Raw genomic sequence first — 25,179 nt, forward strand, 5'->3', positions numbered from 1 at the left:
ATGCGGGCTTCAGTGGCCGACGGAGGGCACGGGCCGGGCCTGATCCGTGAGGGCGGACCACACGCGCTCGGTCTCGGCAGGGAGCGCACCGCCCGTGACCTCGTGCGTGCGGGGCGCCAATTCGGTGAGGAACGGCGTGAGTTCCAGGCCGAGGAATGCCTCCATCCGGGCCGTCGCCTCGCCCCGGCACACGTCCCGGTACTCGGCGACCAGGAACCGGTCCGTCGGGAGCGAGGCCGAGAACTCCAGCCAGGCGGCGTTCCACGCGGTCCACTTGGCGTGGGCGGCGGCACGGCTGACCGGACACCAGGGCCGGTCACCGGTCCACCGCAGCATGGAGTCGGCGACCTCGTCGGGGTGCCGCACCAGCACCAGGAAGCGGGCGTCGGGCAGCATGCGGCCCAGCCTCGGCAGGTGGAGCAGGTACTCGTTGTACTTGTCACCCCAGTACGGGAAGCCGGCGTAGCTCTCGCTCGTGATGCGGTGCGCCAGTTCGTCCGCGTCCCGGACGGCGCCCTCGGCGACGTCGCGCGCGGCGCGGCGCAGAGCGGCCTCCGCCTGGGCGCGCCACACCTCTACCCCGGTTCCCTGCGGAGGCTTGCGGTCCAACGCGTACAGGACCTCGTCGGCGCGGAAGTGACGGGCTTCCAGGTCGACCGGGGTGAGCCAGCGGTCGAGCAGGTAGGGCAGTTTGCCGTTGACGGTGAAGTGTCCGCCGGCCGCGGCGAATGCGGAGCTCAGCGCGTACGACAGCGCGGTCGTCCCTGACCTCTGGCAGCCGACCAGGAGCACGGGGCCGGTCATGCGCGGGCTCCCACGCTCTGGCGGACGTCGTCCAGCAGGGCGGAGAGGAGACGCATGCACGTGGCGCTGGCCTCGCTGCCTCCTTCGGAGAAGGTGTCGCCCCAGGGTTCGTCGCGCTGTCCGGCGGTGAGGACCCGGCCGATACGCCAGTGGGTCTCCAGGGACAGCCAGCCCGCGTATCCGTCGTCGGACAGAGCGGTCAGGATCTCCCGCCAGGGCAGGTCACCGTCACCCATACGGACGTAGCCGCTGCGGCCCGCCGGGTCCTTCACGTGCACGTGCTTGATCCGCTCCCGGCCGAGCGTGTAGTCCGCCGGGAACGGCTGCGGGTCCCAGCCGCTGAACACGCTGTTGCCCGGGTCCCAGAGCGCGCCGAGCCGGTCGTCGCCGACCTGGTCCAGGAAGTCCATCAGGTGGCGCATGGTGGGGGTGTTGGTACGGGTGCCGGACTCCACCAAGGGCTCCACGCCGTGCCAGTCGAGGCCGGCGAGCACATCGCGGGCCACCGTGGCGGCGGCGGACGGGTCCGGGTCGCCGTCGCGGAAGAAGCTGAAGATGCGCACGGTGGGCGACCCGAGCAGGCGCGCCCGGCGAATGGCGTCCTCCAGCTCGGCGCGCACCCGCGCGGCGTCCTGGCTTGTCCGGGGCAGGGCGCACTTGAGCGCGGGCGGGCAGAAGCCCGCGACTTCGAGCCCGGCGGACGCCAGCGTCTCGCGTATCCGGCGAAGTTGGCCGTCGTCGAGCAGGTGGGGCGGACGGTTCCAGACCGAGCGCACTTCAAGTCCTGTATAGCCCAGGTGTGTTGCGAGGCCGATCGCCCTGTCGAGGCTCTGATCGATCTCGTCGTTGATGATGGCCAGGCGCATACGTCTCCTCCTGACGTGGAGCAAAGAGGGTGTTGTCGGGTGAGGCCGGGCGCGCGGGCGGGGTCAGGACAGACCGAGCCAGGCGCGCAGCAGCGGCACGTCACGGTCGAGGCAGCCGGCCTTCGACTCGACGGTGGCAGTGGCGGTCCGGGGCAGGGCGTCGAGAACGTGCCTCGTCGGCTTCTCGCACGCGGAGAGCGCCAGGTGCCGTGACAGCTCGGGACTTTCCCAGTCGAACCCCTTGACCTGCACGGCGTCGGTGCGGGGGGCCAGCAGCGGCAGGGCTCGCAGCGCCTGGTCCGCCCCGCCGACCAGGCGGACCAGGCCCATGGTGTCGACGAGCACACGCACCCCGAAGTCGTCGCACAGGTCGAGCAGTTCCGGGATCGTGGCATAGCCGTGATGCGTCTCGACGAGTACGGCGCAGGGGCGCACGCCGAGGCTCTCCAGCGCCCGTAGCTGGCGTAGCGTCAGCTCGCGGCCGCTCGTGTTGCATCCGTCCGCGGCGAACACCTTCACCGGAACTCCCGCGTCCGGCACGGAGGGGGACCGGTGCAGTGTCTCCGGATCCCACCGCGGGTCGCCCAGCACCAGGCTCAGCCCCACAAAGGCGACCCCGACCCCCTGTGCACGCACGGCGGGCAGGCCGTCTTCCTCCCAGCGATGTCCCTTGTCCGCACGCAGGTCCACGACGTCTCCGCCCAGGGAGAGAGTCAGGGCCGCGAGCTGGGACGCGGTGAGCTTCGGGTCGCAGCCGGAGGACAGGCCGACGCGCACGGCGGCCGTCATACCAGTACCCCGGCAGGCGCGGAGAGAGCCTCCAGGATCATGGTCACAGCCCGGGCGCCCGCCAGGTGGCAGCGGCGCGGTGTGCGGCCGGTGGCAATCGCCTCGACCATGTCCCGGTAGACCTCGCGACGCAGCTCCGGCGTGTGGGCGGCCGGGGCGGCGAACGGTTCACCGAGGTCGTCGCCGGTGACCCGGCCATCCTCGACCAGCAGCCGCCGGTCGGGACCGAGCAGGTCGAGACGCTCGGTCCGGGAGCCGGACTCGGCGGTCACGGCGAAGCTCAGCGTTGCGCCGCCGGCGAACCGCACCACACCGGCGGTACGGGTCTCGATGCCGGGCGCCAGCTCACGGGTGCCCGTCACCCGCACCTCGCTGGGCTCGCCGAGCAGCTGGCAGGCCAGGTCGAGGTAGTGCACGCCCAGGTGGGCGGTGATGCCGCCCAGCGCGTTGGCAGGGTCGCCCCGCCAGGAGGCGCGCTGGAAGTGCGCCGCCGGGCGGAACCTGGAGACCTCCAGGACCGCCGACGTCGCAGCGGGCCAGTCCCAGGCGAGCACCTTGTCCGGCAGCCTCAGCCGGTGCTGGAGCATGACGCCGATCGGGTTGCCGGTGCGCCGCGCCGTCTCGACGAGGCGGTCGAGCTCGGCAGTGGAGGTGGCGGGCGGCTTCTCCAGCAGCACGGCCTTGCCGGCCTCCAGGGCCTGCTCCGCCAGCTCCGCCCGGCCGCCGGGCGGTGTGCACAGCGCGACGAGCCGGATGGAGCGGTCGGTGAGCAGGTGCTGCCAGGACGTGTAGCGCGGAATGCCGGGCGGCGTCTCGACGTCGGGGTTCTCTTCCACGATCGCGCGTACGTCCGCGAAACCCGCGTCTTGAAGGGCCTGGACGTGCTGGCGTCCGGCCGCGCCGTATCCGACGAGTCCTACCGCGATGGTCACTGCTTACCCCTTTCCCGCCGCTGCCGGCTGGAGGCGGTGGTCGATGGAGTGGCCGCCGCCTTCCCCGGAGGGGGAGGCGGCCGTCCAGCCGAGTGCGGCGGCCACCGAGTGCGGCACCGGGATGCCGCTCTCCTCCGCCCGGCGCTCGGCGATGTGTTCCTGCTGCTCGGGGAAGTGGACAAGGGGCGGCTCTGCGGCGTAGCCGGAGGCCACGGCCGTGTGCAGCGCGTTCACCAGATCGTCCACAGGAGGGTCGCCGAACGCAGCCGGATCCAGCGCGATGAACAACTGTGCGCAGTCCATGGCGCGTTCGGGCTCGGCGCGCTGCTTGTGCACCCGGGGGCTGATGGTGCCGCCGCCCAGGATGCCGCCGAGGACCTCCGTGATCAGGGCGACGCCCAGCCCCTTGTGGCCGCCGAAGACCGGGACCGCGCCACCGCGGTCCAGTTCCTCGGGGTCGGTGGTGGGGCGGCCCTCGCGGTCCACGAGCCAGCTGTCGGGCACCGTGGTACCCCGCTGCGCGGCGTGCCGGATCTTTCCGCTGGCGACCGTGCCGGTGGCGAAGTCGACGACGAACGGCTCGTCGTGGCCGCGCGGCACGATCATGCACACGGCGTCGTTGCCCAGGGTCGCCCGTGCCGCACCCGGCGCCGCGACCCCGGGGCCGGAGATATTGAAGATCAGGCCGATCACGCCGTGCTCCACGAAGTGGTGCCGGTAGGCGGCCAGCATGCCTATGTGGTTGTTGCCGCGTACCGCGACAGTGGCCACGCCCGATTCCTTCGCCGTACGGGCGCAGGTCGCGGCGGCCAGCTCGGCGGCCACCTGGCCGAACCCGCCGTGGGCGGCCAGCACCGACACCGGACCGCCGGCGCTGATCCACTCGAGCTCGGCGTCGGCCCGGATACCGCCCCTGGCCAACCGGTCCAGGTACATCGGCAGCAGTCCGACACCGTGCGAGAAGTGACCGCGCGCGTCGGCATCGACGAGGACCCGCGCCACCAGGCGTGCCCGGTCCGGTGTGGCGCCCGCCGCGGTGAGGGCGTCCGCCACCCCGGCGAGCAGTTCACTCCGCTTGAACCTGAGCGGCTCCGGCGCCGTCGGCTGGTCGCCGGCGGGCCGGCGTTCCGCGCGGTCGAGAGGAAGTTCCCGGTCCGCCACCCCTTGGACGGCGGCCGCGTCGTCCGCGACGACCAGGACCGCGGTGCCGCGCTCGGCCAGGTCGCGGACCAGGGTACGCAGTCGCCCGGGGTCGCCGGGCGCAGAGGTCCTGCGGGCGTCGACCACGACCGCCTCTGCGTCCGGCACCGCGCGGACCGAGCCGGCGACCACGGTGAGGGGGTCGCGTGCGGCCCGCCGTCCGCCGCCTCCGACGGGCCGCGACCCGACGCGGATCGTTCCGTACTGCGGGCGTCGCCGCCCCGTGCAAGCGTCCAGGAACGCGGCCGCTGCGTCGCGACCGCCGATGACGGCGACCGCCTCTCCGGCCGGCACCGTGACGTTGAAGCCCGGTACGAGGATCCGCTCGTCGCCCACCGGGCCCTCGGCGACGATGAGGTCGTCGATCCGCAGGACGGACGTGCGGACAGATGTGCTGCTCACATCAGTCTCCCGGCAGTCGGTCAGCTGTCGGCGACCGGCTCGAGGAACTCGAGCCGGTTGCCGAGGCTGTCGAAGGCGTAGAAGCGGTCGTGGCCGGGGAAGTTGTCGTCCCAGGTGACCTCGACGCCCTTGGCCTCCAGGCGCTTGGCGAAGGCGCGCAGGTTGCGCACGAGGATGCCGGGGTGCGCCTTCTTGCTCGGCCGGAAGTCGGCCTCGACGCCCAGGTGCACCTCCAGGCCGCCGCCGCGGAACCAGCAGCCGCCGCGGGCCGCCAGGACCGGGGGCTTCTCCAGCTCCGTCATGCCGAGGATGTCGCCCCAGAAGGCCCGGCACTGGTCCTCCGCCCCCGGGGGGATCGCGAGTTGCACGTGGTGGAGCGGGCCGAAGGCGTAGTCCTCGGTGGTCTGATCGGTCATGCCGGTGTTCTCCTTACGGTGTGGTGTCGTCGGTCGGTCAAGGGATGGGTTGGTTGGTCCGGGACGGGTTGCGAGGGCCGGGAGACTGTGTGCCCTTGCGGGCAACTACTCAAGCAGGTAGCCGAGTTCCGCCGAGAGGTCCTCGAACGCTCCCGGCATGCCGGTTGCGGCGACGGTGAAGGTGAGGCACTTCGCAGCGTCCCGGGCCCGGTCGAGAGCCTCCTGCGGGGTCGCCCCCACGGCCCAGGCGTGCCCGGCCCGGGCGAACGAGCCGGTCACCCCGCGCAGCTTCTTGCCGACGCCGCGCAGGACGCCGACCTCGCACACGCCCGGCATGGACCGCGCCTCATCGACTCCGTCCACGGCGAGCACGTCCCCGACCGCGTCCGGGCAGGCGTACCAGATGGCCGCGTACTGCGCGGTGTCCGTCCGGGCGTCGACCTTCTTCTCGATCTCCGCCAGCGCGGGCAGTCCGAGGCTCTGCCGGGCCACGGCGTCGATCAGGTCGATGCCCGACACCCTGGCCAGCATGTAGGGGATCTCGTCCCCGGCGGGACGCAGGTGGGTCTCGATGATGTGCACCGAGCCGGCTGTGACGATCACCTCCGTGTGTGTCACGCCCGAGGTGATCTCCAGGGCGTCGAGGGCCGCGGTGACGGTGGCCTCGATGCGCTTGGCGACCTCGGCGCCCACCGGTGCCGGCAGGACGTGGCCCACCTCCACGAAGTGCTCGCGCTCGGAGATCTTCTGGGTGATGCACGCCACCACGTGCCGGCCGCCCTCGCTGATGCTCTCCACGCTGAACTCGGCGCCGGTGAGGAACTGCTCCACGAGGATCTCGGGCGAGTCCATCTCCGCGGCGCCCTCCGCCGCCCAGGCGAGCGCGCGGTCGATGTCGGACGGGGCGTCGATCCGGGCCACGCCCTCGCTGCCGACGCCTCGCAGCGGCTTGCAGATGAGCGGATACCCGGCCTCCTCGGCGAAGGCCCTGATCTCCTCGGCGTTGCGGACCACGCGGGCCGGGGTGCCGTCCACGCCCCGCTCGGCCAGCCGCTGCCGCATGCGCAGCTTGTCAGCCACCAGCTCGTAGGTATCGGCGGCGGGGGTCGGCAGGCCCAGTGCCTGTCCGATGGCCGCGGTCTTCTCGGTGTCCTTCTCGGTGTAGTTGGTGATCAGGTCGACCGGGTCGGTGCGGTGCACGAACTCGGCCGCCGCGACCCACTCCGCGACAGGCGCGTCGGCACGCAGCACGATCAGGCGCTGGATCTTCTCGGGGTGGACCAGTCGCGGCACGACGTCCTGGCGGCAGATCACGCTGGTGCGCAGGCCGGGTTCCACCGCGCGGGCACGTTCCGGGAGATCACGGCCGCCGCTGATGATCAGCAGGTGGCGCGGGTTCGGATCGGGCATCGGGTTGCCTCCTTGGGCCGTTGGGCTGCGGTGGGATGCGGGGGATGCGGAGCGACAGGCGGGGCGCCGCGTCGTAGGGGGCTATGGGGCGGCGGTCACCGGTGCGGCCGCCGGCTCGCCGGTGCCGGCGGATGCGGTGGCGGCAGGCTCGGTGGCGTGGGCCCGGGCGCGCCTGCGTTCGACGCGGTCGGCCGACGTACGGGCGGCGAAACCGGCGAGCGCGAAGGCGGCGGCCAGGCCGAGCCAGCCCCACGGGCCGACGGCCATGGCCGAGGTGACCAGCAGGGGGCCGACGATGTCCCGGGCGGACTCGCCCAGTTGGAAGACCGCGAGGTACCGGCTGCGGGCGTCGGCCGGGGAGAGGTTGAAGGAGACCTCCCAGGCCGCGGAGGAGTGCAGGTTCTCGCCCACGGTCAGCAGCAGCACCCCGAGCACCAGCAGCGCGCAGGCCGCCGCACTGCCCACGTAGTGCGCCGCGAGAACGGCGACGGCGGCCACAGCCAGGGCCAGGCCCGCGGTGACCATGCCCCGGACCGCCTTGGCGGTGGAGTCGGTCAGCCGGGTCCAGCGGACCTGGGTGAGGGCGGTGATCACCGTGTTGACGATCAGTACGGCGCTGACCAGCTGACGCGGCGCGTCCGTGTGGGCGGAGATCCACAGCGGAAGGCCGACGAAGAGCACCGAGTCGTGCAGCGCCAGCACGCCGTTGAATCCGCTCAGGGCGAGGAAGGGCCACTCCCGCAGCGGCCGGCGATCGGCGGCCGGGGCCTCTTCGGTGGCGTCGCCCGGGGCCGCGGTGGCCGGCGCCGACGAGTCCCGTGCGGGCTCGTACCGGTGCAGACTCCAGATCAGCGCGGCCATCACGAGGAACGACAGGGCGTTGCCGAGCGCCAGGGAGTCGTAGGCGACCCGGGTGTCGTAGGACAGGGCGATGCCGGCGAGCAGCGCGCCGAGCGAGAGACCCACGTTGCGTACGGCACGCAGGAAGGCCATGGTGCGGGTGCGCTGCTGCTTGGTGAAGAGGGTGCCGACCATGGCCTGGTTGATCGGCGGGCCGGCCTTCTCGGCCAGGGTCGTGGCGCAGATGACGGCGAGGAACGCCGGGAAGCTGTGCACGAGCAGGTAGAGGCTGTAGGTGACGACCCGCCACAGGTGCAGCGCCACCATCGTGCGGCGCGGGCCGATCCGGTCCGCCAGCATCCCGGTCGGCACAGAGGCCACCATCCCGGCGACACCGGCGATGGAGAGGCCGAGAGCGACCTGGTACGCGGGCAGTCCGACGCTGCGGGTGAAGAAGAGCATGCTGCCGGTCAGGAAGAGCCCCGTACCGATCGAGCCCGCAAAGGCGTTGAGCGTCAGCACGCGCGCGGCCCCGGGAGGCGGCAACGCGTCGAGGAGCTTTCGCGTTATCGGTCGTTGCATGGTTCCTCGCATTTCGAGGGTGCACTGGTCGGAATTCATCCTGGGGGCCCGGAAGTTGCGGGTCCAGCCCGTCCGCATGCGTGCGCAGGCCATGGCGTCAGCACGCCAGGATGCGTTCCGTCTCAGCACCCGAGACACCCCTGAGGTGTCTCACATGCCGAGAATCCGGGGCGTCGCGGCAGCTCCCCGTCATGTCGGTCCGTCGGGCGCGGGATCTGTGGACCGGGTGCCGGAACGCCGGTCAGGATCTGACCCTGCGTTGTCCGAAACGCATCCCGACACGTACTGCGGAGGATTCGATGACCCCGGAGAACTCCGGCCCCTTGCTTGTCGACCGCATTCCCGCGATTCCCGGCTCCCTGGCCGATCCGCTTTCCGATCTGCTTTCCGCGTCGGTTTCCGAGACGCTTCCCAGCTCCGTCTCCGGCTCTCTCTCCGAAACGCGACTGGATTCCCTCCCCGCGGAACTGGATCCTGAATACTCCGGAAACGGCGCGTTCTTCACCGCGGATCCCCTGACGCATCCCGAGGTCGCCGTCGTCGGACTGGGTTACGCCGGGCTCCCGGTCGCGGTGTCGGCCGCGGCCGCCGGGTACGTCACCTGCGGCATCGACCTCCGCGCCGAGGTGGTGGACAGCCTCAACGCCGGCCGGCCGCTCGTGGACACCGTGTCCGCCGAGCAACTCGCCGGAATCCGCACGCGGTTCGCCGCGACCACCGACCCTGCGGTACTGGCGCGCTGCACCGTCGTGGTCGTGTGCGTGCCCACCCCCGTCGACGAGCGGGGCCGGCCCGACCTGGCGCTGCTGACGGCCGCGGTGACCACGGTCCGCGACCATCTGCGCCCCGGCCAGCTCGTCATCATCGAGTCGACCACCTACCCGGGCACCACGGACGGCGTCGTCCGCGCCGTCCTGGAGGAGTCCGGGCTGCGGGCGGGCGACGACTTCGCCCTGGCGTTCTCCCCCGAACGCGTCGATCCGGGCAACCGCGACTTCGCCTTCCACAACACGCCCAAGGTGGTCGGCGGGTTCAGCGACCGCTGCCGGGACCGGGCCGCGGCCTTCTACACGCGGCTCACCGAGCGGGTGCACGTCACCCGGAGCACCCGCGAGGCGGAGGCCGCGAAGATACTTGAGAACACCTTCCGGCAGGTCAACATCGCGCTGGTCAACGAGTTCGCCCGGGTCTGCCACCGGCTGGGCGTGGACGTCTGGGACACCATCGACGCGGCGGCCACCAAGCCGTTCGGCTTCATGCCGTTCCGGCCCGGCGCCGGAGTGGGCGGGCACTGCATCCCCGTCGACCCGCTCTACCTCGCCCATCGCGCACGCGAAGCCGGCTACCCCTTCAGCCTGGTCGAGGCGGCCCAGACGGTGAACGACGCGATGCCGCTGTGGGTGGCGGAGCGGGCGATCGCCGAACTCGGCGCCCAAGACGTCACCGCGGCCGGCGCGCGCGTGCTGCTGCTCGGCGTCACCTACAAGCCGGACGTGGCCGACGTACGGCACTCACCGGCCGTTCCACTGGCCGAGGCGCTCCTGGCGTCCGGAGTGCGGGTCTCCTACCACGATCCGTACGTCGACGTGTTCGAGGCGGCGGGTACGGTCCTGCCCGCCGTCGAAGGCGAGCTTTCCGAGGCCGTCGCGGCCGCCGACCTGGTGGTTCTGGTCCAGCGGCACGGCTGCTACCCGGCAGACCTGCTGGCCGGGGCCCGCCGGGTCATGGACGCCACCGGTCCCGCGTCCGCCCCGAACACGGCCCAGCTCTGAGCGGGCGATACCACCATGAAGGAGACAAGGATGGAGGGCACCCTCGCCCGCATCGCGGACCGGGTGACGCGAACCCCGCAGGCCACGGCTCTGCGCACGCCCGCCGGGTCGTGGACCTACCAGCAGCTGTGGGACGACGCGGGTCGCATCGCCGCAGCCCTGCGCACGAGCGCCGGGGTACGGCCCGGCGGGCTCGTCGCCGTACAGCTGCCGTCCGGGCCGGATGCGGTGGCCGCGATGCTCGGCGTGTGGCGGGCCGGCGCGGCCTTCCTGCCGATCGACGTGACGACACCGGCCGAGCGGCGTGCCTACCTGCTCACGCACTCCGGTGCCACGGTCCTCATCGGCACCGCCGGGGCCGGCGACACTGCCGTCCCGCCGCACGGCATCCCGGTCCTCACCCTGGACGGCTGCCGCCGCGACGGCGCCGGACAGTCCGCCCTCGCCGAGCCGGGCGGCCCCGCCTACGTCATCTACACCTCCGGGTCCACCGGAACCCCCAAGGGCGTACTGGTCGAACACCCCGCGCTGGGCGGCCATGTGGACGCGGTCGTCGACAGCTTCGGCCTGACCGACCGCGACACCGTGCTGCAGTTCGCCAGCATCGGATTCGACGTGGCTCAGGAGGAGATCTGGCCCACCCTGGCTGCGGGCGGCACCCTCGCCTTCCAGGCCGGGTTCCACGCCTCCGGTCTGCTCGACGCCGCGTTGCTCGCCGAGCTAGTCGCCGGGCTCGGTGTCACGGTGCTCCAACTGCCCACCGCCTACTGGCGGATGCTCTGCGCGGAGTTGGATACCCGGCCGGACATCCGGTTCGCGTCGGTCCGCCTCGTGGTCATCGGCGGTGAGAACGCCACCCTGCGCGACGCCGAGGTGCACCGCCGCACCTCTCTGGCCGGCGCCGAACTCGCCAATGGCTACGGCCCGACCGAGACCGTCATCACAGCGACCCTGCATCAGATCCCACCCGACGGCCCGCTCGACAGCCGCACCGGTAGCCTGCCCATCGGCGTCGCCCTGGGCGACCGGCAGCTCCACGTCCTGGACCAGGACCTGCGCCCGGTCGGTCCCGGCGGCCAGGGCGAACTGTGGATCGGCGGCAATCTGCTGGCCTCCGGCTACCTCCACGACCCCGGGCGCACCGAGGAACGGTTCCGCCCGGACCCCTTCGCCGAGCGACCCGGTGCACGGATGTACCGCACCGGTGACCTCGTCCTCGTCCGCTCCGACGGAGCCCTGGAGTTCCTCGGCCGGGTCGACAACCAGGTCAAAGTGCGTGGCTACCGCATCGAACTCGACGAGGTCGACCGGCACCTGCGCGACCTCGACGGCGTGCTCGACGCCGTCAGCTTCGTCCTGGACACAGGGGACGACACCACCGCAGGAGGCGCGAAGCAACTGGCCGCCGCCGTCGTCACCGCCCCGGGCGGCCCCACCCCGGCCGGTGTCCAGGAGCGGCTCGCCGCCTCCGTGCCGGGCTACCTCGTGCCGAGCCGTGTGCTGGCGCTCGACGAACTGCCCATGACCACCTCCGGGAAGGTGGACCGCAACGCGGCCCGCGATCTGGCCGAGCGGCTCCATGCCCGTCCGTCCGCCCCAGCCCAGCGCGGGAAGGCGGAACCGGCCCCCCTGCCTGCAGCCGACGACGATCCGGTCGCGATCGTGACCTCGCTCATCGCGCGGCTGCTCCAGACCCCGCACGCGGGCCCCGCCGACGACTTCTTCCTCCTGGGCGGCGACTCCCTGGTCGCCATGCGAGTCACCGCGCTCGCCCGCCAGGCCGGCGTCCCGCTACGCCCGGCCGACCTGCTGCGAGGCAGGACCGCCCGCGCGGCCGTGACGCTGGCCGGAACCCGCGAGCGCGCCGTGCCGCCGGCCGACGGCCCGGGGCAGGAACGGGAACGGGTATCCGGTGCCCCGGGACAGGAGCGGCACACCGGTGTCGTGGGCCTACTGCCCGCCCAGTGCCGCTGGCTGCACGACGGCCCGCTGCCGGAGCGCGACCACTTCAACCTCAACGCTGTGTTCAGCGTGCCCGCCGGGCTCGGTCGCGAGACCGTCACCGCCGTCGCGCGCACCCTGCTGGAGCGGCACCCGGCGCTTCGCTCCGCGCTGCGTGACGGCGATGTCATGGTCGACATCCGGCCCGTGGACGCGGAGGCCGCCGTCGCCTGCCACCGGCTCGCCAAGGTTCCGGAGGCGGAGCTCACCGGCCGGATCGAGGACCTGCTCGCGGGCGCGCAGCGCACGCTGTCGCTGCCCGAGGGCCGGGTTTTCCAACTGCTCCATGTGGACCTCGGCGACGCTCCCGGCCGTCTGCTGATGACCGTTCACCACTTCGTTCTCGACGGGGTCGCCATGGGGCTTCTCGTCGACGAACTGGAGGCCGCCCTCGACCTGCACCTCGGGCGCCCCTGCGACCGGCTGGCCCCGACCGCCACCGTCTTCGGCCTGCACACCGCCGTCTCCGCCTGGGTCACCAGCGACCAGGCCCGCGGCGACTTCGCCTGCTGGACCACCGAACTCGCAAGCTCTTGGGAGGCGTTGACGCCAACGCGACAGAACGGCCCCGCGCTCCTGCCCAGCCTGCGCACCCACCGCTTCCGGCTCTCCCCGCAGCTGACCCACCGCATCATGCACGAGCTGCCCGCGCTCGGCCTCCCCGCCCACGACTTCGCACTCGGCTGCCTCGTCGGCGGCCTCGCCCAGTGGAGCGGAGAGGCGGCGCACGCGGTGGACGTCTACGCCCACAGCCGGGACACCAGCATCGGCGACCTGGACGTCAGCAACACCGTGGGATACCTGCAGAGCACCTTCCCGGCCGTGCTGCGCTGGCACGGCGACGGACTGGAGAACCTCCGTCACACCCTGGCCGTTCTCGACCGGTTGCCCGCCCGCCGCTACGGGTTCGACGCCCTCCGCTACGGCTCCCCGCACGCCGGGGAACGCGCGGCCCTGAGCGCACTGCGCCGCCCGCAGGTACGCCTCAACTTCCGGGGGCACATCCTGCGGCTGGAACAGCGCCGGCCCGGAAGCGTGCTCACCTCCGCTCAGGAGAGCTTCGGCGCACACCGGTCGCCCGCCCAGACCGAGCGTTACCTCGTCATGGCCGAGGCCGACATCGTCGGCGACCGCCTTGAGATGGGTCTGCGCTACAGCACCGACCACTGGCACGCACACGACATGGAGTCCCTCGGCGCCGCCGTCGAGGAACGCATGCACCTGGCCGTACCCGCACTCGGCCCCGCCACGATCGGAGCGGCATGACCACCCCGGCAACGACCACCCCCGTGCGTCCCGCGCCGCACTTTCCCGGCATCGCGGAGGAGCACCAACCCGCCACCGGCACCGCACCCGGCTGGCCCCTCGTGCTCTACTTCCACCACGTCAACCCGGCCGTCCAGCACTACACCGCGCTCGCACCGGACGGCTTCGCGCGCGGCCTGGAGACCGTACTGGAACGGTTCCGCCCGTACAGCCCGTCCGATCTGCTCGCACCCGGCGGTCCCGTGCGCCCGGCCGAGCCAAGCGTGCTCATCACCTTCGACGACGGCTACCGGGACAACGCCGTGTACGCCCGGCCGGTCCTCGACGCGTTCGGAGTCCGCGCCGTGTTCTTCGTCAACACCGGCCGGATCTCGGACCGTTCCACCAATCCCCGTGAAGACTTCCTGTCCTGGGAGCAGTGCGACGCATTCGCCGAGGCGGGACACATCATCGCCGCCCACACCCGGAGCCACCCACACCTGGACCGGATCGGCCATGCAGAAGCCCGCGACGAGGTCGAGGGCTCCCTCCAGACCATCGAGGAACGCTACGGCCGCCGTCCGGACCTCTTCGCGTATCCCTATGGGGGCATCCCTGCCGAGCCCCTGCTCCCGCCCGGTGTCCTCGGCTTCGGGACCGTGCGCTCGCCCGCCCTCCCCTGGTCCCGTGCCCCGCACGCCATCCGGCGCACCTACCTTCCCGTCGGCGCCACCGAGGCATGGCCGGACCTGGTACGTCACTGGCACGAGAACTGGTACGGCGACTCCGGCAACAGGGAGCCGCGCGATGACCGCTGACGTTCGCGGACCGGGCGCCACCGTGTGGCTGACCGGCCTGCCCAGCGCGGGGAAGAGCACCATCGCGCTGGCGCTGGCCGAGCGGCTGAGCGGAGAGGACCACCGGGTGGAGGTGCTGGACGGGGACGAGGTGCGCGGCTTCCTCTCCGCCGGGCTCGGCTTCTCCCCGCACGACCGGCACACCAACGTCACCCGCATCGGGTACGTCGCCGAACTGCTGGCCTCCCACGGCGTCCTCGTACTGGCCCCGGTGATCGCCCCCTACGCGGCCTCCCGCGCCGCCGTCGCGCAGCACCACGCCGCGCAGGGGACCCCGTATCTGGAGGTACACGTGGCCACACCGGTCGAGGTGTGCAGCCGGCGCGATGTGAAGGGGCTGTACGCACAGCAGGCCGCAGGCCGGCTCGCCGGCCTGACCGGTGTCGATGACCCGTACGAGGCGCCGACCGCACCGGACCTGCGGATCGAGGCCCACACACAGACGCCGGGGGAGTCCGCAGCCGCCGTCCACAGCCTTCTCAGGGAACGGGGAATCGCATGACCACCGTCATCGACCGATCAGTCGGACACGAGCGGCAGCACGCCACCGCACCCCTGCCGGGTCCCGGGTACCGGCTTTCCCACCTGGACGCCCTCGAAGCGGAGTCGGTGCACATCTTCCGTGAGGTGGCAGGAGAGTTCGAAAACCCCGTGCTGCTGTTCTCGGGCGGCAAGGACTCCATCGTGATGCTCCATCTGGCGCTGAAGGCTTTCCGGCCCGCTGCGGTGCCGTTCGGGCTCCTGCATGTGGACACCGGACACAACTTCCCCGAGGTGCTGGAGTACCGGGACCGTGTGGTGGCCGCGCATGGGCTGCGCCTCCATGTGGCCTCTGTACAGGACTACATCGACCGGGGTGTGCTGCGCGAACGGCCCGACGGGACACGCAACCCCCTGCAGACGCTGCCGCTGACGGAGAAGATCCAGTCCCAGAGGTTCGACGCGGTGTTCGGCGGCGGGCGCCGGGACGAGGAGAAGGCCCGTGCCAAGGAGCGGGTGTTCTCGCTGCGGGACGAGTTCGGCGGCTGGGATCCCCGCCGTCAGCGGCCCGAACTGTGGAACCTGTACAACGGCCGGCATGCGCCCGGTGAACACGTGCGCGTCTTTCCACTGTCCAACTGGACCGAGCTGGACGTGTGGCAGTACATCGCCCGCGAGGAGATCGAACTCCCGTCTCTTTACTTCGCCCACCGTCGCAAGGTCTTCCGGCGGGCCGGCATGTGGCTGACGGCCGGTGGCTGGGGCGGGCCGAGGGCCGGTGAGGCCGTCGAGGCAAGGCGGGTCCGCTACCGCACCGTCGGCGACATGTCCTGCACCGGTGCCGTCGATTCCGACGCCGACACCGTCGAGAAGGTCATCGCCGAGATCGCGGCGTCGCGTCTGACAGAGCGCGGCGCCACGCGTGCCGACGACAAGCTGTCCGAGGCCGCGATGGAAGACCGCAAGCGCGAGGGGTACTTCTAGCCATGACCGCCACCATGACGACAACCACCGCCCCCGTCGACACCCTGCGGTTCGCGACCGCCGGGTCGGTCGACGACGGCAAGTCGACGCTCGTCGGCCGACTGCTGCACGATTCCAAGTCGGTCCTCACGGACCAACTGGAGGCCGTGGAGCACGCCTCCCGCAACCGCGGCCAGGACGCACCCGATCTGGCACTGCTGACGGACGGACTGCGCGCCGAACGCGAGCAGGGCATCACCATCGACGTGGCCTACCGCTACTTCGCGACCACGAGCAGACGGTTCATACTCGCCGACACCCCTGGCCACGTGCAGTACACCCGCAACATGGTCACCGGGGCCTCGACTGCCGAGCTGACGGTGATCCTGGTCGACGCGCGCAACGGCGTCGTCGAGCAGACCCGTCGGCACGCCGTGATCGCCGCGCTGCTGCGCGTCCCGCACGTCGTCCTCGCCGTGAACAAGATGGACCTGGTCGACTACCGGGAGTCCGTGTTCGCTGCGATCGCCGAGGAGTTCGGCACCTTCGCGAACCGCCTCGGCATCCCGGGCATCGCATCTGTCCCGGTCTCGGCGCTGGCCGGGGACAACGTCGTGGAGTCCTCCGCCCGGATGGACTGGTACGGCGGCCCGACCCTGCTCGAACACCTGCAAGCCGTCCCGGTCGGTTCCGACGCCGCCGCTCTGGGCACCCGCTTCCCCGTCCAGTACGTCATCCGTCCCCGGACCGCCGAGCACCCCGACTACCGCGGCTATGCCGGCCGCCTGGCATCCGGTGCCCTGCGGGTCGGCGACCGCGTGACCGTGCTGCCGGCCGGGCTGACGACCACCGTCGTCGGGCTCGACCTGCTGGGCGAGCCGGTCGAGGAGGCGTGGGCGCCACAGTCCCTGACCGTGTCCCTGGCCGACGACATCGACGTCTCTCGCGGCGACCTGATCGTGACCGGCGCGGTGCCCGAGCCGGTCAGGGACATCGAGGCCACGGTCACGCATCTCGACGAGCGCCCGCTGCGGGTCGGCGACCACGTCCTGCTCAAGCACACCACCCGCACGGTGCGTGCGATCGTCAAGGACGTCCCCTACCTGCTGGATGTGTCGACCCTGGAGCGCCGGGAGCGCCCGGAGGCGCTGCGGGCCAATGAGATCGGGCATCTGGTGCTGCGTACCGCCGAGCCGCTGGCCCTGGACTCGTACGCCGCCAACCGCAGCACCGGGTCGTTCCTCCTCATCGACCCAGCGGACGGCACCACCCGGACCGCGGGCATGGTGGGAGAGGCTTTTTCCCCGGCAGCGAAGGAACCCCTGCGGGGGGTACTCACATGACCGCGCTCCTCCGCATCTCCCGCTTTCGGCGTCTCATGGGCGTGTGGCTGGCCGGAGCCGCACTGCTGGGTCTGGCCGGCTGCGGTTACGGATCCAAGGCAGCCCCGGGCACGGCGGCGGACGCGATGGCCGGATCAGGGTCCGGGCCCGGATCGTCGACCCGGCTCTCCGCCTCGAACGTGAAGATTGGCTACTTCGCCAACCTCACCCATGTCACACCACTGGTGGGCCTCCACGACGGACTGTTCCAAAAGGACCTCGGCGGCACCAAGGTGGAGCCCCAGGTGTTCAACGCCGGCCCATCGGAGATCGAGGCGCTCAACGCGGGCGCCGTCGACATCGGCTGGATCGGCCCCTCACCCGCGATCAACGGCTATGTGCGGTCCGGCGGGCGAAGCCTGAGGATCATCTCCGGGTCGGTTTCCGGCGGGGCCGAGCTGGTGGTCGACCCGTCGAAGATCAAGAATGTCGCGGACCTCAAGGGCAAGAAGATCGCCACCCCGCAGCTCGGCAACACCCAGGACGTGGCCCTGCTCAACTTCCTGGCGTCCAAGCGGTTCAAGGAGAACGCGTCCTCGGGCGCAGGCGACGTTTCCGTCATCCGCAGCGACAATGCCCTGACCCCGCAGGAGTTCCGGTCCGGGCAGATCGACGGCGCCTGGGTGGCGGAGCCGACCGCGGCCAAGCTCGTCGCCGAGGGCGGCAAGGTACTCGTCGACGAGGCGTCATTGTGGCCACGCGGCAGGTTCGTCACCACCAACGTGATCGTCTCGCAGACCTTTCTCAAGGCCCACCCGGACGTGGTGGAGGCCGTACTCAAAGCCTCGATGGACACCAACGCCTGGATCAACGCCCACCCGGACCGGGCCAAGGCGGACGCCAACGCAGCACTGGCCGTTCTCACCGGCAAACCGCTGCCCGCCAGAGTGCTGAACCTGGCCTGGTCGCACATCACCGTCACCGACGACCCGCTGACCGCGACACTCCAGCAGGAGGCGCAGCACGCGCTGACCGCCGGATTCCTCAAGCAGCCCGACCTCACCGGCATTTACGACCTGTCCTTGCTGGACAAGGTGCTCACCGCGGCCGGCCGGTCCCCCGTCGAAGAACCGGAAGAGAGGTGACCGGCATGGCCATCGCCACGCCACTCAGTCGTACGGCCGCCGCATCCCTTGACGGAGCCGGTCCGGTCGCCGGAACCGGTCCTGCCGTCCGGCTCACGCATGTGCACAAGACCTTCGGCCGACCGGGCCCCGCGGCTCCGGTACTGGAGGACATCAGCCTGGACATCGCTCCCGGGGAGTTCGTCTGCCTGCTCGGCGCTTCCGGCTGCGGCAAGTCCACCCTCCTCAACCTGGTCGCCGGCCTGGACCGGCCGACTCAAGGCAGTATTGAGGTGCCAGGCGGGCGCCCCGCGCTGATGTTCCAGGAGCACGCCCTGCTGCCCTGGCTGACGGCAGGTCGCAACGTCGAGCTGGCGCTGCGCCTGCGCGGCGTGCCGCGTGCCGAACGCCGTGCCGAGGCGGAGCGGCTGCTGGAGATCGTGCGACTGGGCGGCGCCCATCGCAAGCGTGTGCACGAGCTCTCGGGCGGCATGCGGCAGCGCGTCGCGCTGGCCCGAGCGCTGGCCCAGGCCCCGAAGGTCCTGCTCATGGACGAGCCGTTCGCCGCGCTGGACGCCATCACGCGTGACGTACTGCACCAGGAGCTGATCCGCGTCTGGGCCGGACAGGGGTTGTCCGTCGTCTTCGTCACCCACGACGTGCGCGAGGCCGTTCATCTCGCGCAGCGCGTGGTGCTGCTCTCCTCCCGCCCGGGCCGCGTGGCCCGGGAATGGGCCGTGGACGTGCCACAGCCTCGCCGGACCGAGTCGGCCGCCCTGGCCGGGCTCTGCAAGGAGATCACCGATCAGCTCCGCAAGGAGGTCAGCCTCCATGGCCGCAACTGACACCTGCACCACGACGTCCACCGCAGATTCCACACCTCGCGATACGTTCGGCGGCACAGGCATGGCCAGGGGGCTCGATGTCCTGCAGACCACCGCCGTCCGACAGCGCGCTCTGCGTCGACTGCTGCTCGAGAAGATCGTGCCGCCCATAACGGCGGTCTTTCTGGTGCTCGTAGCGTGGCAGCTTCTCTCCATGGCGCATGCCCAGCGCGCCGACCTGCTGCCCGGCCCGCTGGATGTGTGGGACAGCCTGCACGAGCAGTGGCTGGAAGGCACCATCCTCGGCGTGATCTGGACCAGCGTCTCGCGCGGCGCCCTGGGCTTCCTGGCGTCCGTGATCATCGCATCCCCCTTGGGCCTGCTCATCGGCCGGGTCACGTCCGTCCGGGCTGCGATCGGCCCCATACTGACGGGCCTTCAAGCCATCCCGTCCGTGGCCTGGGTGCCCGCCGCCATCCTCTGGTTCGGGCTGAGCAACGCCGCCGTCTACGCCGTGGTCCTGCTGGGCGCCGTACCGTCCATCGCGGGAGGCCTCGTCGCGGGCATCGACCGCGTGCAGCCCGTTCACCTGCACGCCGGGCGCACCATGGGCGCGACGGGAATCCACGGCATCCGGCACATCCTGCTGCCCGCGGCACTGCCCGGTTACGTCGCCGGCCTTCGCCAGGGCTGGGCCTTCGCCTGGCGCTCACTGATGGCAGCCGAGCTGATCGCCGGCTCGCCTTCCCTGGGCCTGGGCCTCGGCCGGGCCCTGGAGAACGCCCGCGAGGCACAGGACATGCCGGCCGTCCTGGCTACCATCGTCCTCATCCTGCTGGTCGGTATCAGCATCGAGCTGATCGTCTTCGCGCCGCTGGAGCGCCATGTGCTCCGCTCCCGCGGCCTGCTGGCGAGGGACAACTGACACGGGGCCACCGCGCGGGGGCGCTGGCCGATTTCCAGTCGGGGCTCAGCCAGCGTGGCGCGGTGGCGGGCCCGGGTCCGATTCCTGCATGGCCGAGATGGCACCGGGGACGTCACCGAGTTCGTAACGAACCTGGCTGATGCGGTAGTTGAGCGCAGTCGGGTCGTACGAGCCGAACGCCTTGCCGCGCGACTCGGCGCGGTCCATGGCGGCCTCGGCCTCGCGGCAACGGTGCTCAGCCCCATGGATCGTGGCCACCACATCGCCTTCCCTGCGGGCAACCTCGGTGACCAGGCCAAGGCCGGTTCCCGGTTGGTCGACGATCCGCACAGCCACCATGCCGGTTCAGGTCTCCTCTGCGGTGGTGCTGCGGAGTGGCGTCGCCGCAGCTGAGGGCAGCGTCCTACGTTTCCCCTCCCACCGCGACAGGGTTCAGCCGTCCAGGTGACACCTGGACGAGCCCTTCCTCCCGGGGCTTCGCGGTCCAGGCGGGTTGTCCGGTCCCGTGCTGCGGCACTTTGGTCGAGGGCTCCTGGATCTTGAAGTCCATCGCATCCCCTGAACTGGGGTGTTGCGACGACCGCCAGAACGGAAGATCGGACGGAAGGGCCCTGTTCTGGCGGCGCGACGGGGGATCCGAGTGGAGCAGTGACGGGGCCGGGGCCGGTCCGGGATCAGCCGGTCCAGCCGCCGGCCGGTAGCCCTCGCACACCTCGTGTGTGCGCCGTCACGGCCTGGGCGTTGATCTGGTTGAAGGTGTTGGAGTACGCGTAGCCGGTGGGTTTGTCGTAGCCGTCGACCTCCCAGAAGGCCAGTTCCCCGACTCCGTGGGAGGCGGCGAAGTTCTCCAGCGCGGCGGCGTCTGACTGCGAGAAGAACTCGTCGTCGTCGTTCTGGCCGGCGATCGGTGTCAGGCCCATCATCTGGTACGCCTGGGAGTTGGAGATGCCGTAGAGAGCGGCGAGCTGCCCGGCGGTTGCCTGCGCGGCGGATTCGGCGTCGGAGAGGGCGTTGTGCCCGTTGCCGAAATCCATGGTCATGAGGTTGACGGTGCTGACGTTGACCCCGTTGTCCCAGGCGTCCTGGAGGAGGGCGGTCTGCGCGGAGGGCAGGCCGTCGGGGGCGACCGCCAGCGTGTAGTCGACCTCGACGGAGGGGTTTTGCGCCTGGAGGGCGGCAAGCGCCTGGTTACGACGGGTGTTGGCGGCCGTGTCGTCCAGTGTGGCGCCTTCGATGTCGAAGTCGAGCCGGGTGACGCCGTAGGTGTTGACGATGCCGGCGTAGGCGGCGGTCAGATCGGGGACCGATGTGCAGGTCTGGGCGAGTTCGCCGCCGGCGGCTCCGCCGAAGGAGATGATGACGTTTCCGCCGCTGTCCTTCAGCGCGTTGATCTGTGAGGTGAACGCGCCGACGGGGTCGCCGTTGTATTCCCACTGCGCCGTGCAGCCCTCTTGGGGGATGAGGAAGGCCAGTGTGTAGTGCTTCAGGCCGGTGGCGGCCATGTCGTCGGCCATGTCACCGGCGGTGCCGGAGCCGATCTGGAGATAGGGGGCCGCGTAGTGCGCGGGCCAGGCGGACGCCGGCTCGGCGCCGGCCGGCTGGCCGGTGCCGATCAGTGTGGCGCATGCGGTGAAGGGGACAACGGCGGCGAGAGCGGCTCTGGGTGGGCGGATGGTCATTACTGAGTCCTGGAGGTGGGTTGGAGGGCGCGTTGGGAAGGCATCAGGACCGGGGCCGCCGCCCGTCGGGCTCGGACCGGGAGGGGCGGCGGCGGTCGGACGCGGAGGGCCTGGAGCACGGAGCGGGGCGCCACGTCGGTGCCCGGCCGGTGCGGCTGCCGCTGAGCCGGCGACCACCGAGACGCCCTTGCCAAGGGGCGCCGGGTGCTCGGCTTCGGCGAACCGTGCGTTGTGGCACGTGAGTTGGCCGGTCACCGGCGGCGCCGAGGAACGGCAGGCGCCTCCGGTGCCGGACGGCTCAATGGTGGACGGCCGTGCATTGTCCGTCGGAGAACAGCGGGGTGGTGTCGACGGGCAGCCCCGGGTCCGGGTCGGCGATGATGTCGGCGTTCTGGGTGACCGATCCCTCGCAGTCGTCGAGGGCGGGCTCCGGTTGCATGGACGCGGGCCCCATCCACAGGTCGACGTGATGGATGCCGTTCTGCCAGTCCGAGCTGCACTCCGCACACCCGTCCTCCATGATGAAGTACTTCTGGAGGTAAGGGACGTAGATGCGGGTGCCGGGAGCGAACTCACCGGGGTCGGTGGCGAAGGTGGACGGCTGGTCGTAGGTGCCGAGGTCTTCGGTGGCCTCGCTGTGGATCTGCGGGTAGGCGATCTGCGCGGTGCCGTAGTGGCCGTTGCCGTCGTCGTTGTCGTTGTAACCGTAAGACGTGACATTGACGTTGACTGTCTGGCTCTCGGAGGACCTGGCACCGTGGAGATGACCGCTCGTGTCGGGGGTGCCGGTCGTGGCCGATGCTGACGGTGAGATGAGGGCGAGCGACAGGGCGCTCGCGGCCATGAGCAGCGGTGGCGTGAGACGATGACGCATGGAACCTCCTTGGATCCTGCGGGACATGGGCTCCGGCAGCACGCGTTCGAGGTGACCGAGCCCGGAGACCGGTGAGGTGGCAGCGGCGGATGTGAGCCGCGGACGGCATAGTTGCCGAAAGGGATGCCGGCCCGTCGTCTGCAAGGGCGGGCGGCGTGGCCCGCGGAGAAGTTACGGTGGGGCGACCAGGGCAGGGTGTCCGGCTGAGAGCGCGGCCTTCGTTCTACTGAAGGACGGCAGGGGCCTGGTGAAGTGTGCGTCCGCGACGTGCTGAAGAGGTCATGCGGATGAACCTCGCTTTGGATGTGGGGGGGCCGCGTCCGCGCCGAGTGGTCGGGAGGACCACGCGATCCGGGTGTGCGGCGCCTCGACGCGCGGCTGACCCCTGCCCAGGCCACCGGAGGGATCGCCGTCCGGGCCCTGGAGCGGGTCGAGCAGTGATGCCGGGACACCGCATGCGACGGTGGCGCTGAAGCCTGCCGGTGTGCTCATGCCGGTGTACCGTTAGGAAAGTTTCCTAACGGCAGGGACCGTAGTGAATCTGTCAGTGGACTGTCAATGGTGTGGCGCAGATTGAGAGACTGCGCCTGCGTATGGTCGGGAGGGCGGCCGGGGCTGACGGTGGCCGTGGCGCCGGGGCCGTCATGAACTCCCGCTAGTTGGTTCAGTCGCTCAGTTGGTTCAGCCGCTCAGCAGCATGGCTTTGGCCTGCGGGACTTCATCCCAGCAGCCGCTCAGCGTGGGGAACCGAGCGAGCAGGCGGCCACCCCCCACGAAGCGTCAAACCCCCATGTGAAGGTCGGCCCATCGGGTGGTCCTCTCGGGGTGGTGGGATATGCCGTGTCGTGCGGAGAGAGCCGCGACGATGTCGGTCCCGCGACCGTTTTCCCTGTGTTCGGCGGGGTGGAGGTCATCGTGCGACGGTCGTCGCCGAGGTACCGGCCCCGCGTCGGTGACCTCGATACGCAGCGCGCGACGGTGGCCGGGCGCAGGCAGGGAGAGCCGCAGCACTGCCGGCGGCCGTGCGTGGACGATGGCGTTGGTGGTCAGCTCCGAGATCACCAGGAGGGCGTCGTCGGCCGTCGGGGTGGGCACGCGCCATTGGGCGAGAACGGTGCGTGCCCGTCGGCGTACGGCGCAGACGGCCTCGGGGATGTGCGGCAGCGGGCAGACGTGCTCGACCCACGCGGGCGGGTCCACCGGGGCGTCGGACGTGCTCGGGGCAGGGGCGCTCATCCTCGGCCACCTCCACTGGTCTCTGCTTCTCATGGCGGAAGCGGCGGCTGGTTCGGTGCCGCTGGTGGCGGCCGGGTTACTCGGCGTTGGCGAGGATGTGGACCAGCGCCGTGACGGCCTGTTCGGCGTCGTCGCCTTCGGCGCGGACGGTCACGGTGCTGCCGGCGGTGGCGCCCAGCCCCATGACGGCGAGCACCCCGGTCGGGTTGACCGTCCGGTCGGCGTACTGCAGTTGTATGGCACTGACGAATGCCGCTGCGGCGCGGGCGAGTTGACCCGCGGGCCGGGCGTGGAGGTTGGCGGGCAGGACGACGGCCGTCTCGTGCGTGGACGCGGTCGTCGCGGTCGTGGTGGTGGACTCAGAGCTTGTGGACATGGCGGGCCTCCTTGGCGGCGTCGGCGACGGTCTTGAGGTCGGCGCCGGATGCGGCGGTGACGACGGCTGCGACGGCTCCTTCGACGAAGGGCGCGTCGACGATCAGCACGTCGGGGCTGGGATGGTCTTCCAGGACGGTGCGGGCGGTCAGGACGGAGCTGCCGAGGTCCGGCAGGACGACGACACCCCGGCCCCGGTCGACGCTGCGGATGGCGTCGAGGACGAGGTCGTAGCTGGTACCGATCCGGCCGTCGTCGGTGCCTCCGGCGGTGGCGAGGGGGACCGTGTCGGAGCCGATCTGCTGCACCAGCAGGCGAAGGCCCGCGGCGAGCTCGGCGCTGTGGGACACGAGTACGATGCCGACAGATGCGCTCATGAACAGTTACGTTAAATCTCGGAACGCTGTTCATCAATAGTGAACCAGGGAGAAATTTTCGATGGTGCAGGCGGTACAGCGGGCGGTGCAGATCCTGCGGGAGCTCGCGTCCACCGGGCCCCGGCTCGGAGTGACCGAGCTGGCCGACCGCCTGGGCGTGGCCAAGCCGACCGTGCATGCGCTGCTGCGCACGCTGGAGGCCGAGGGGCTGGTGGTGCAGGACCGGGACAGCTCGAAGTACCAGCTCGGCCCGGATCTGGTGCAGCTGGGCAACGCCTACCTGGACACCCAGGAGCTGCGGACCCGCTCGCTGACCTGGGCGGACCAGCTCGCGAACCGGACGAATGAGGCGGTCTGGGTGGCCGTGCTCACCGGTGACCACGTCATGGTGGTGCACCATGCCTTCCGGCCCGAGGGGGCGGTGCAGATCCTGGAGGTGGGCGCCAGCATCCCGTGGAGCACGTGCGCCCTGGGCAAGGCGATCGTGGCCTTCCTTCCGGCCGGCGAGCGTGAGCGGCTGCTCGCGGGTGAGCCGGCTGTGCTCACCGGCGCCAGCATCACCGACCCGGAGGAGCTGGCCGGGCAGCTGAACGAGGTCCTCAGGACGGGCTATGCGATCGAGGACCAGGAATCCGCCATCGGTGACGCGGGTATCGCATCCCCTGTCTTCGACCGGTCCGGCGGGGTGGTCGGCGCTCTCGGCATCGTCGGCCCCGTCGAGCGCGTGCTGGCCGAATCCGCACGTCAGGAGCTTGCGGTCGCCGTCCGGGAGACCGCCCGCAACCTCTCCCGCGACCTGGGCGCCCCCCGTGGGACAGCTGCTCGGACCGCGATGACCTGACCCGCCCCCGCAACTCGGCGACGGTCGGCCGCCCCTCCGCTCG

24 protein-coding genes are annotated in these 25,179 nt (G+C 71.2%); 10 read left to right on the plus strand and 14 right to left on the minus strand.

Annotated features, from left to right (window positions below; all coding sequences use genetic code 11):
- Positions 1–9 precede the first annotated feature (9 nt).
- From M878_RS92355 to M878_RS73130, 8 genes are all read right to left on the minus strand, one after another.
- On the minus strand, positions 10–804 hold the full coding sequence (locus M878_RS92355; protein ID WP_023549579.1) for a sulfotransferase family protein: 795 nt from the start codon (positions 802–804) through the stop codon (positions 10–12).
- A complete protein-coding gene (locus M878_RS73100; RefSeq protein ID WP_023549580.1) occupies positions 801–1,670 on the minus strand; it encodes a sugar phosphate isomerase/epimerase family protein in 870 nt (289 codons plus the stop codon). The genes M878_RS92355 and M878_RS73100 overlap by 4 nt, the downstream gene beginning before the upstream one ends.
- Before the next feature lie 63 nt (positions 1,671–1,733).
- Positions 1,734–2,459 (minus strand): hypothetical protein, encoded by a 726-nt coding sequence (locus M878_RS73105; RefSeq protein WP_023549581.1) that lies wholly within the window; start codon positions 2,457–2,459, stop codon positions 1,734–1,736.
- Positions 2,456–3,391, minus strand: a complete 936-nt coding sequence (locus M878_RS73110; RefSeq protein WP_023549582.1) for a Gfo/Idh/MocA family protein — start codon at positions 3,389–3,391, stop codon at positions 2,456–2,458. The genes M878_RS73105 and M878_RS73110 overlap by 4 nt, the downstream gene beginning before the upstream one ends.
- 3 nt (positions 3,392–3,394) lie before the next feature.
- Positions 3,395–4,993, minus strand: coding sequence for an Ldh family oxidoreductase (locus M878_RS73115; RefSeq protein WP_023549583.1), 1,599 nt, complete (start codon positions 4,991–4,993; stop codon positions 3,395–3,397).
- 20 nt (positions 4,994–5,013) lie between these two features.
- Complete coding sequence (locus M878_RS96605) at positions 5,014–5,409, minus strand: VOC family protein (RefSeq protein ID WP_023549584.1); 396 nt, start codon at positions 5,407–5,409, stop codon at positions 5,014–5,016.
- A gap of 105 nt (positions 5,410–5,514) precedes the next feature.
- Complete coding sequence (locus M878_RS73125) at positions 5,515–6,819, minus strand: ATP-grasp domain-containing protein (RefSeq protein ID WP_023549585.1); 1,305 nt, start codon at positions 6,817–6,819, stop codon at positions 5,515–5,517.
- Between the two features lie 81 nt (positions 6,820–6,900).
- The gene (locus M878_RS73130) at positions 6,901–8,241 is read right to left on the minus strand and encodes an MFS transporter (protein WP_158692732.1); all 1,341 of its coding nucleotides are present in this window, start codon (positions 8,239–8,241) and stop codon (positions 6,901–6,903) included.
- Positions 8,242–8,540: 299 nt separating this feature from the next.
- Between M878_RS73130 and M878_RS73135 the strand changes: the two genes are divergently transcribed.
- The 9 genes from M878_RS73135 to M878_RS73170 are packed head-to-tail and all read left to right on the plus strand — an operon-like array spanning position 8,541 to position 19,754.
- Positions 8,541–10,013, plus strand: a complete 1,473-nt coding sequence (locus M878_RS73135; protein WP_023549587.1) for a nucleotide sugar dehydrogenase — start codon at positions 8,541–8,543, stop codon at positions 10,011–10,013.
- A 30-nt stretch (positions 10,014–10,043) separates the two neighbouring features.
- Entirely contained in the window at positions 10,044–13,280 is a 3,237-nt protein-coding gene (locus M878_RS97655) for an amino acid adenylation domain-containing protein (protein ID WP_023549588.1), read from the plus strand.
- Entirely contained in the window at positions 13,277–14,077 is an 801-nt protein-coding gene (locus tag M878_RS92360) for a polysaccharide deacetylase family protein (RefSeq protein WP_023549589.1), read from the plus strand. Before M878_RS97655 ends, M878_RS92360 begins: the two co-directional genes overlap by 4 nt.
- On the plus strand, positions 14,067–14,618 hold the full coding sequence (cysC, locus tag M878_RS73145) for an adenylyl-sulfate kinase (protein WP_023549590.1): 552 nt from the start codon (positions 14,067–14,069) through the stop codon (positions 14,616–14,618). The genes M878_RS92360 and cysC overlap by 11 nt, the downstream gene beginning before the upstream one ends.
- Entirely contained in the window at positions 14,615–15,580 is a 966-nt protein-coding gene (cysD, locus tag M878_RS73150) for a sulfate adenylyltransferase subunit CysD (protein ID WP_023549591.1), read from the plus strand. The genes cysC and cysD overlap by 4 nt, the downstream gene beginning before the upstream one ends.
- Positions 15,581–15,582: 2 nt before the next feature.
- Positions 15,583–16,902: a sulfate adenylyltransferase subunit 1 gene (locus M878_RS73155; RefSeq protein ID WP_023549592.1), complete on the plus strand. Its 1,320-nt coding sequence runs from the start codon at positions 15,583–15,585 to the stop codon at positions 16,900–16,902.
- Positions 16,899–18,026 (plus strand): aliphatic sulfonate ABC transporter substrate-binding protein, encoded by a 1,128-nt coding sequence (locus M878_RS73160; RefSeq protein WP_023549593.1) that lies wholly within the window; start codon positions 16,899–16,901, stop codon positions 18,024–18,026. Before M878_RS73155 ends, M878_RS73160 begins: the two co-directional genes overlap by 4 nt.
- 5 nt (positions 18,027–18,031) lie before the next feature.
- Complete coding sequence (locus M878_RS73165; protein WP_051430287.1) at positions 18,032–18,850, plus strand: ABC transporter ATP-binding protein; 819 nt, start codon at positions 18,032–18,034, stop codon at positions 18,848–18,850.
- On the plus strand, positions 18,837–19,754 hold the full coding sequence (locus tag M878_RS73170) for an ABC transporter permease (RefSeq protein WP_023549595.1): 918 nt from the start codon (positions 18,837–18,839) through the stop codon (positions 19,752–19,754). The genes M878_RS73165 and M878_RS73170 overlap by 14 nt, the downstream gene beginning before the upstream one ends.
- Positions 19,755–19,799: 45 nt before the next feature.
- Here M878_RS73170 and M878_RS000000101905 read toward each other — a convergent pair whose 3' ends face one another.
- The 6 genes from M878_RS000000101905 to dhaM all read right to left on the minus strand — a co-directional run bounded on the left by M878_RS000000101905 (position 19,800) and on the right by dhaM (position 24,295).
- A complete protein-coding gene (locus M878_RS000000101905) occupies positions 19,800–20,093 on the minus strand; it encodes a hypothetical protein (RefSeq protein ID WP_023549596.1) in 294 nt (97 codons plus the stop codon).
- 335 nt (positions 20,094–20,428) lie between these two features.
- Entirely contained in the window at positions 20,429–21,433 is a 1,005-nt protein-coding gene (locus tag M878_RS73180; protein ID WP_023549597.1) for a chitinase, read from the minus strand.
- 298 nt (positions 21,434–21,731) lie between these two features.
- Positions 21,732–22,307: a hypothetical protein gene (locus tag M878_RS73185; RefSeq protein WP_023549598.1), complete on the minus strand. Its 576-nt coding sequence runs from the start codon at positions 22,305–22,307 to the stop codon at positions 21,732–21,734.
- A 780-nt stretch (positions 22,308–23,087) separates the two neighbouring features.
- Positions 23,088–23,543: an ATP-binding protein gene (locus M878_RS73190; protein ID WP_023549599.1), complete on the minus strand. Its 456-nt coding sequence runs from the start codon at positions 23,541–23,543 to the stop codon at positions 23,088–23,090.
- 76 nt (positions 23,544–23,619) lie between these two features.
- Positions 23,620–23,919, minus strand: coding sequence for an HPr family phosphocarrier protein (locus tag M878_RS48630; protein ID WP_023549600.1), 300 nt, complete (start codon positions 23,917–23,919; stop codon positions 23,620–23,622).
- A complete protein-coding gene (gene dhaM / locus M878_RS73195; protein ID WP_023549601.1) occupies positions 23,903–24,295 on the minus strand; it encodes a dihydroxyacetone kinase phosphoryl donor subunit DhaM in 393 nt (130 codons plus the stop codon). Before dhaM ends, M878_RS48630 begins: the two co-directional genes overlap by 17 nt.
- 61 nt (positions 24,296–24,356) lie before the next feature.
- Here dhaM and M878_RS73200 point away from each other — a divergent pair, with 61 nt between their 5' ends.
- Positions 24,357–25,136, plus strand: coding sequence for an IclR family transcriptional regulator (locus tag M878_RS73200; RefSeq protein ID WP_023549602.1), 780 nt, complete (start codon positions 24,357–24,359; stop codon positions 25,134–25,136).
- Positions 25,137–25,179 lie beyond the last annotated feature (43 nt).

The sequence above is a fragment of the Streptomyces roseochromogenus subsp. oscitans DS 12.976 genome, from assembly GCF_000497445.1.
GTDB classification, from domain to species: domain Bacteria; phylum Actinomycetota; class Actinomycetes; order Streptomycetales; family Streptomycetaceae; genus Streptomyces; species Streptomyces oscitans.

Bases quoted from the DNA above. Each gene is read 5' to 3' on its own strand.
- M878_RS92355 (WP_023549579.1), bottom strand. From the start codon at position 804: ATGACCGGCCCCGTGCTCCTGGTCGGCTGCCAGAGGTCAGGGACGACC.
- M878_RS73100 (WP_023549580.1), bottom strand. From the start codon at position 1,670: ATGCGCCTGGCCATCATCAACGACGAGATCGATCAGAGCCTCGACAGG.
- M878_RS73105 (WP_023549581.1), bottom strand. From the start codon at position 2,459: ATGACGGCCGCCGTGCGCGTCGGCCTGTCCTCCGGCTGCGACCCGAAG.
- M878_RS96605 (WP_023549584.1), bottom strand. From the start codon at position 5,409: ATGACCGATCAGACCACCGAGGACTACGCCTTCGGCCCGCTCCACCAC.
- M878_RS73125 (WP_023549585.1), bottom strand. From the start codon at position 6,819: ATGCCCGATCCGAACCCGCGCCACCTGCTGATCATCAGCGGCGGCCGT.
- M878_RS73130 (WP_158692732.1), bottom strand. From the start codon at position 8,241: ATGCAACGACCGATAACGCGAAAGCTCCTCGACGCGTTGCCGCCTCCC.
- M878_RS73135 (WP_023549587.1), top strand. From the start codon at position 8,541: ATGACCCCGGAGAACTCCGGCCCCTTGCTTGTCGACCGCATTCCCGCG.
- M878_RS97655 (WP_023549588.1), top strand. From the start codon at position 10,044: ATGGAGGGCACCCTCGCCCGCATCGCGGACCGGGTGACGCGAACCCCG.
- M878_RS92360 (WP_023549589.1), top strand. From the start codon at position 13,277: ATGACCACCCCGGCAACGACCACCCCCGTGCGTCCCGCGCCGCACTTT.
- cysC (WP_023549590.1), top strand. From the start codon at position 14,067: ATGACCGCTGACGTTCGCGGACCGGGCGCCACCGTGTGGCTGACCGGC.
- cysD (WP_023549591.1), top strand. From the start codon at position 14,615: ATGACCACCGTCATCGACCGATCAGTCGGACACGAGCGGCAGCACGCC.
- M878_RS73155 (WP_023549592.1), top strand. From the start codon at position 15,583: ATGACCGCCACCATGACGACAACCACCGCCCCCGTCGACACCCTGCGG.
- M878_RS73160 (WP_023549593.1), top strand. From the start codon at position 16,899: ATGACCGCGCTCCTCCGCATCTCCCGCTTTCGGCGTCTCATGGGCGTG.
- M878_RS73165 (WP_051430287.1), top strand. From the start codon at position 18,032: ATGGCCATCGCCACGCCACTCAGTCGTACGGCCGCCGCATCCCTTGAC.
- M878_RS73170 (WP_023549595.1), top strand. From the start codon at position 18,837: ATGGCCGCAACTGACACCTGCACCACGACGTCCACCGCAGATTCCACA.
- M878_RS000000101905 (WP_023549596.1), bottom strand. From the start codon at position 20,093: ATGGTGGCTGTGCGGATCGTCGACCAACCGGGAACCGGCCTTGGCCTG.
- M878_RS73180 (WP_023549597.1), bottom strand. From the start codon at position 21,433: ATGACCATCCGCCCACCCAGAGCCGCTCTCGCCGCCGTTGTCCCCTTC.
- M878_RS73185 (WP_023549598.1), bottom strand. From the start codon at position 22,307: ATGCGTCATCGTCTCACGCCACCGCTGCTCATGGCCGCGAGCGCCCTG.
- M878_RS73190 (WP_023549599.1), bottom strand. From the start codon at position 23,543: ATGAGCGCCCCTGCCCCGAGCACGTCCGACGCCCCGGTGGACCCGCCC.
- M878_RS48630 (WP_023549600.1), bottom strand. From the start codon at position 23,919: ATGTCCACAAGCTCTGAGTCCACCACCACGACCGCGACGACCGCGTCC.
- dhaM (WP_023549601.1), bottom strand. From the start codon at position 24,295: ATGAGCGCATCTGTCGGCATCGTACTCGTGTCCCACAGCGCCGAGCTC.
- M878_RS73200 (WP_023549602.1), top strand. From the start codon at position 24,357: ATGGTGCAGGCGGTACAGCGGGCGGTGCAGATCCTGCGGGAGCTCGCG.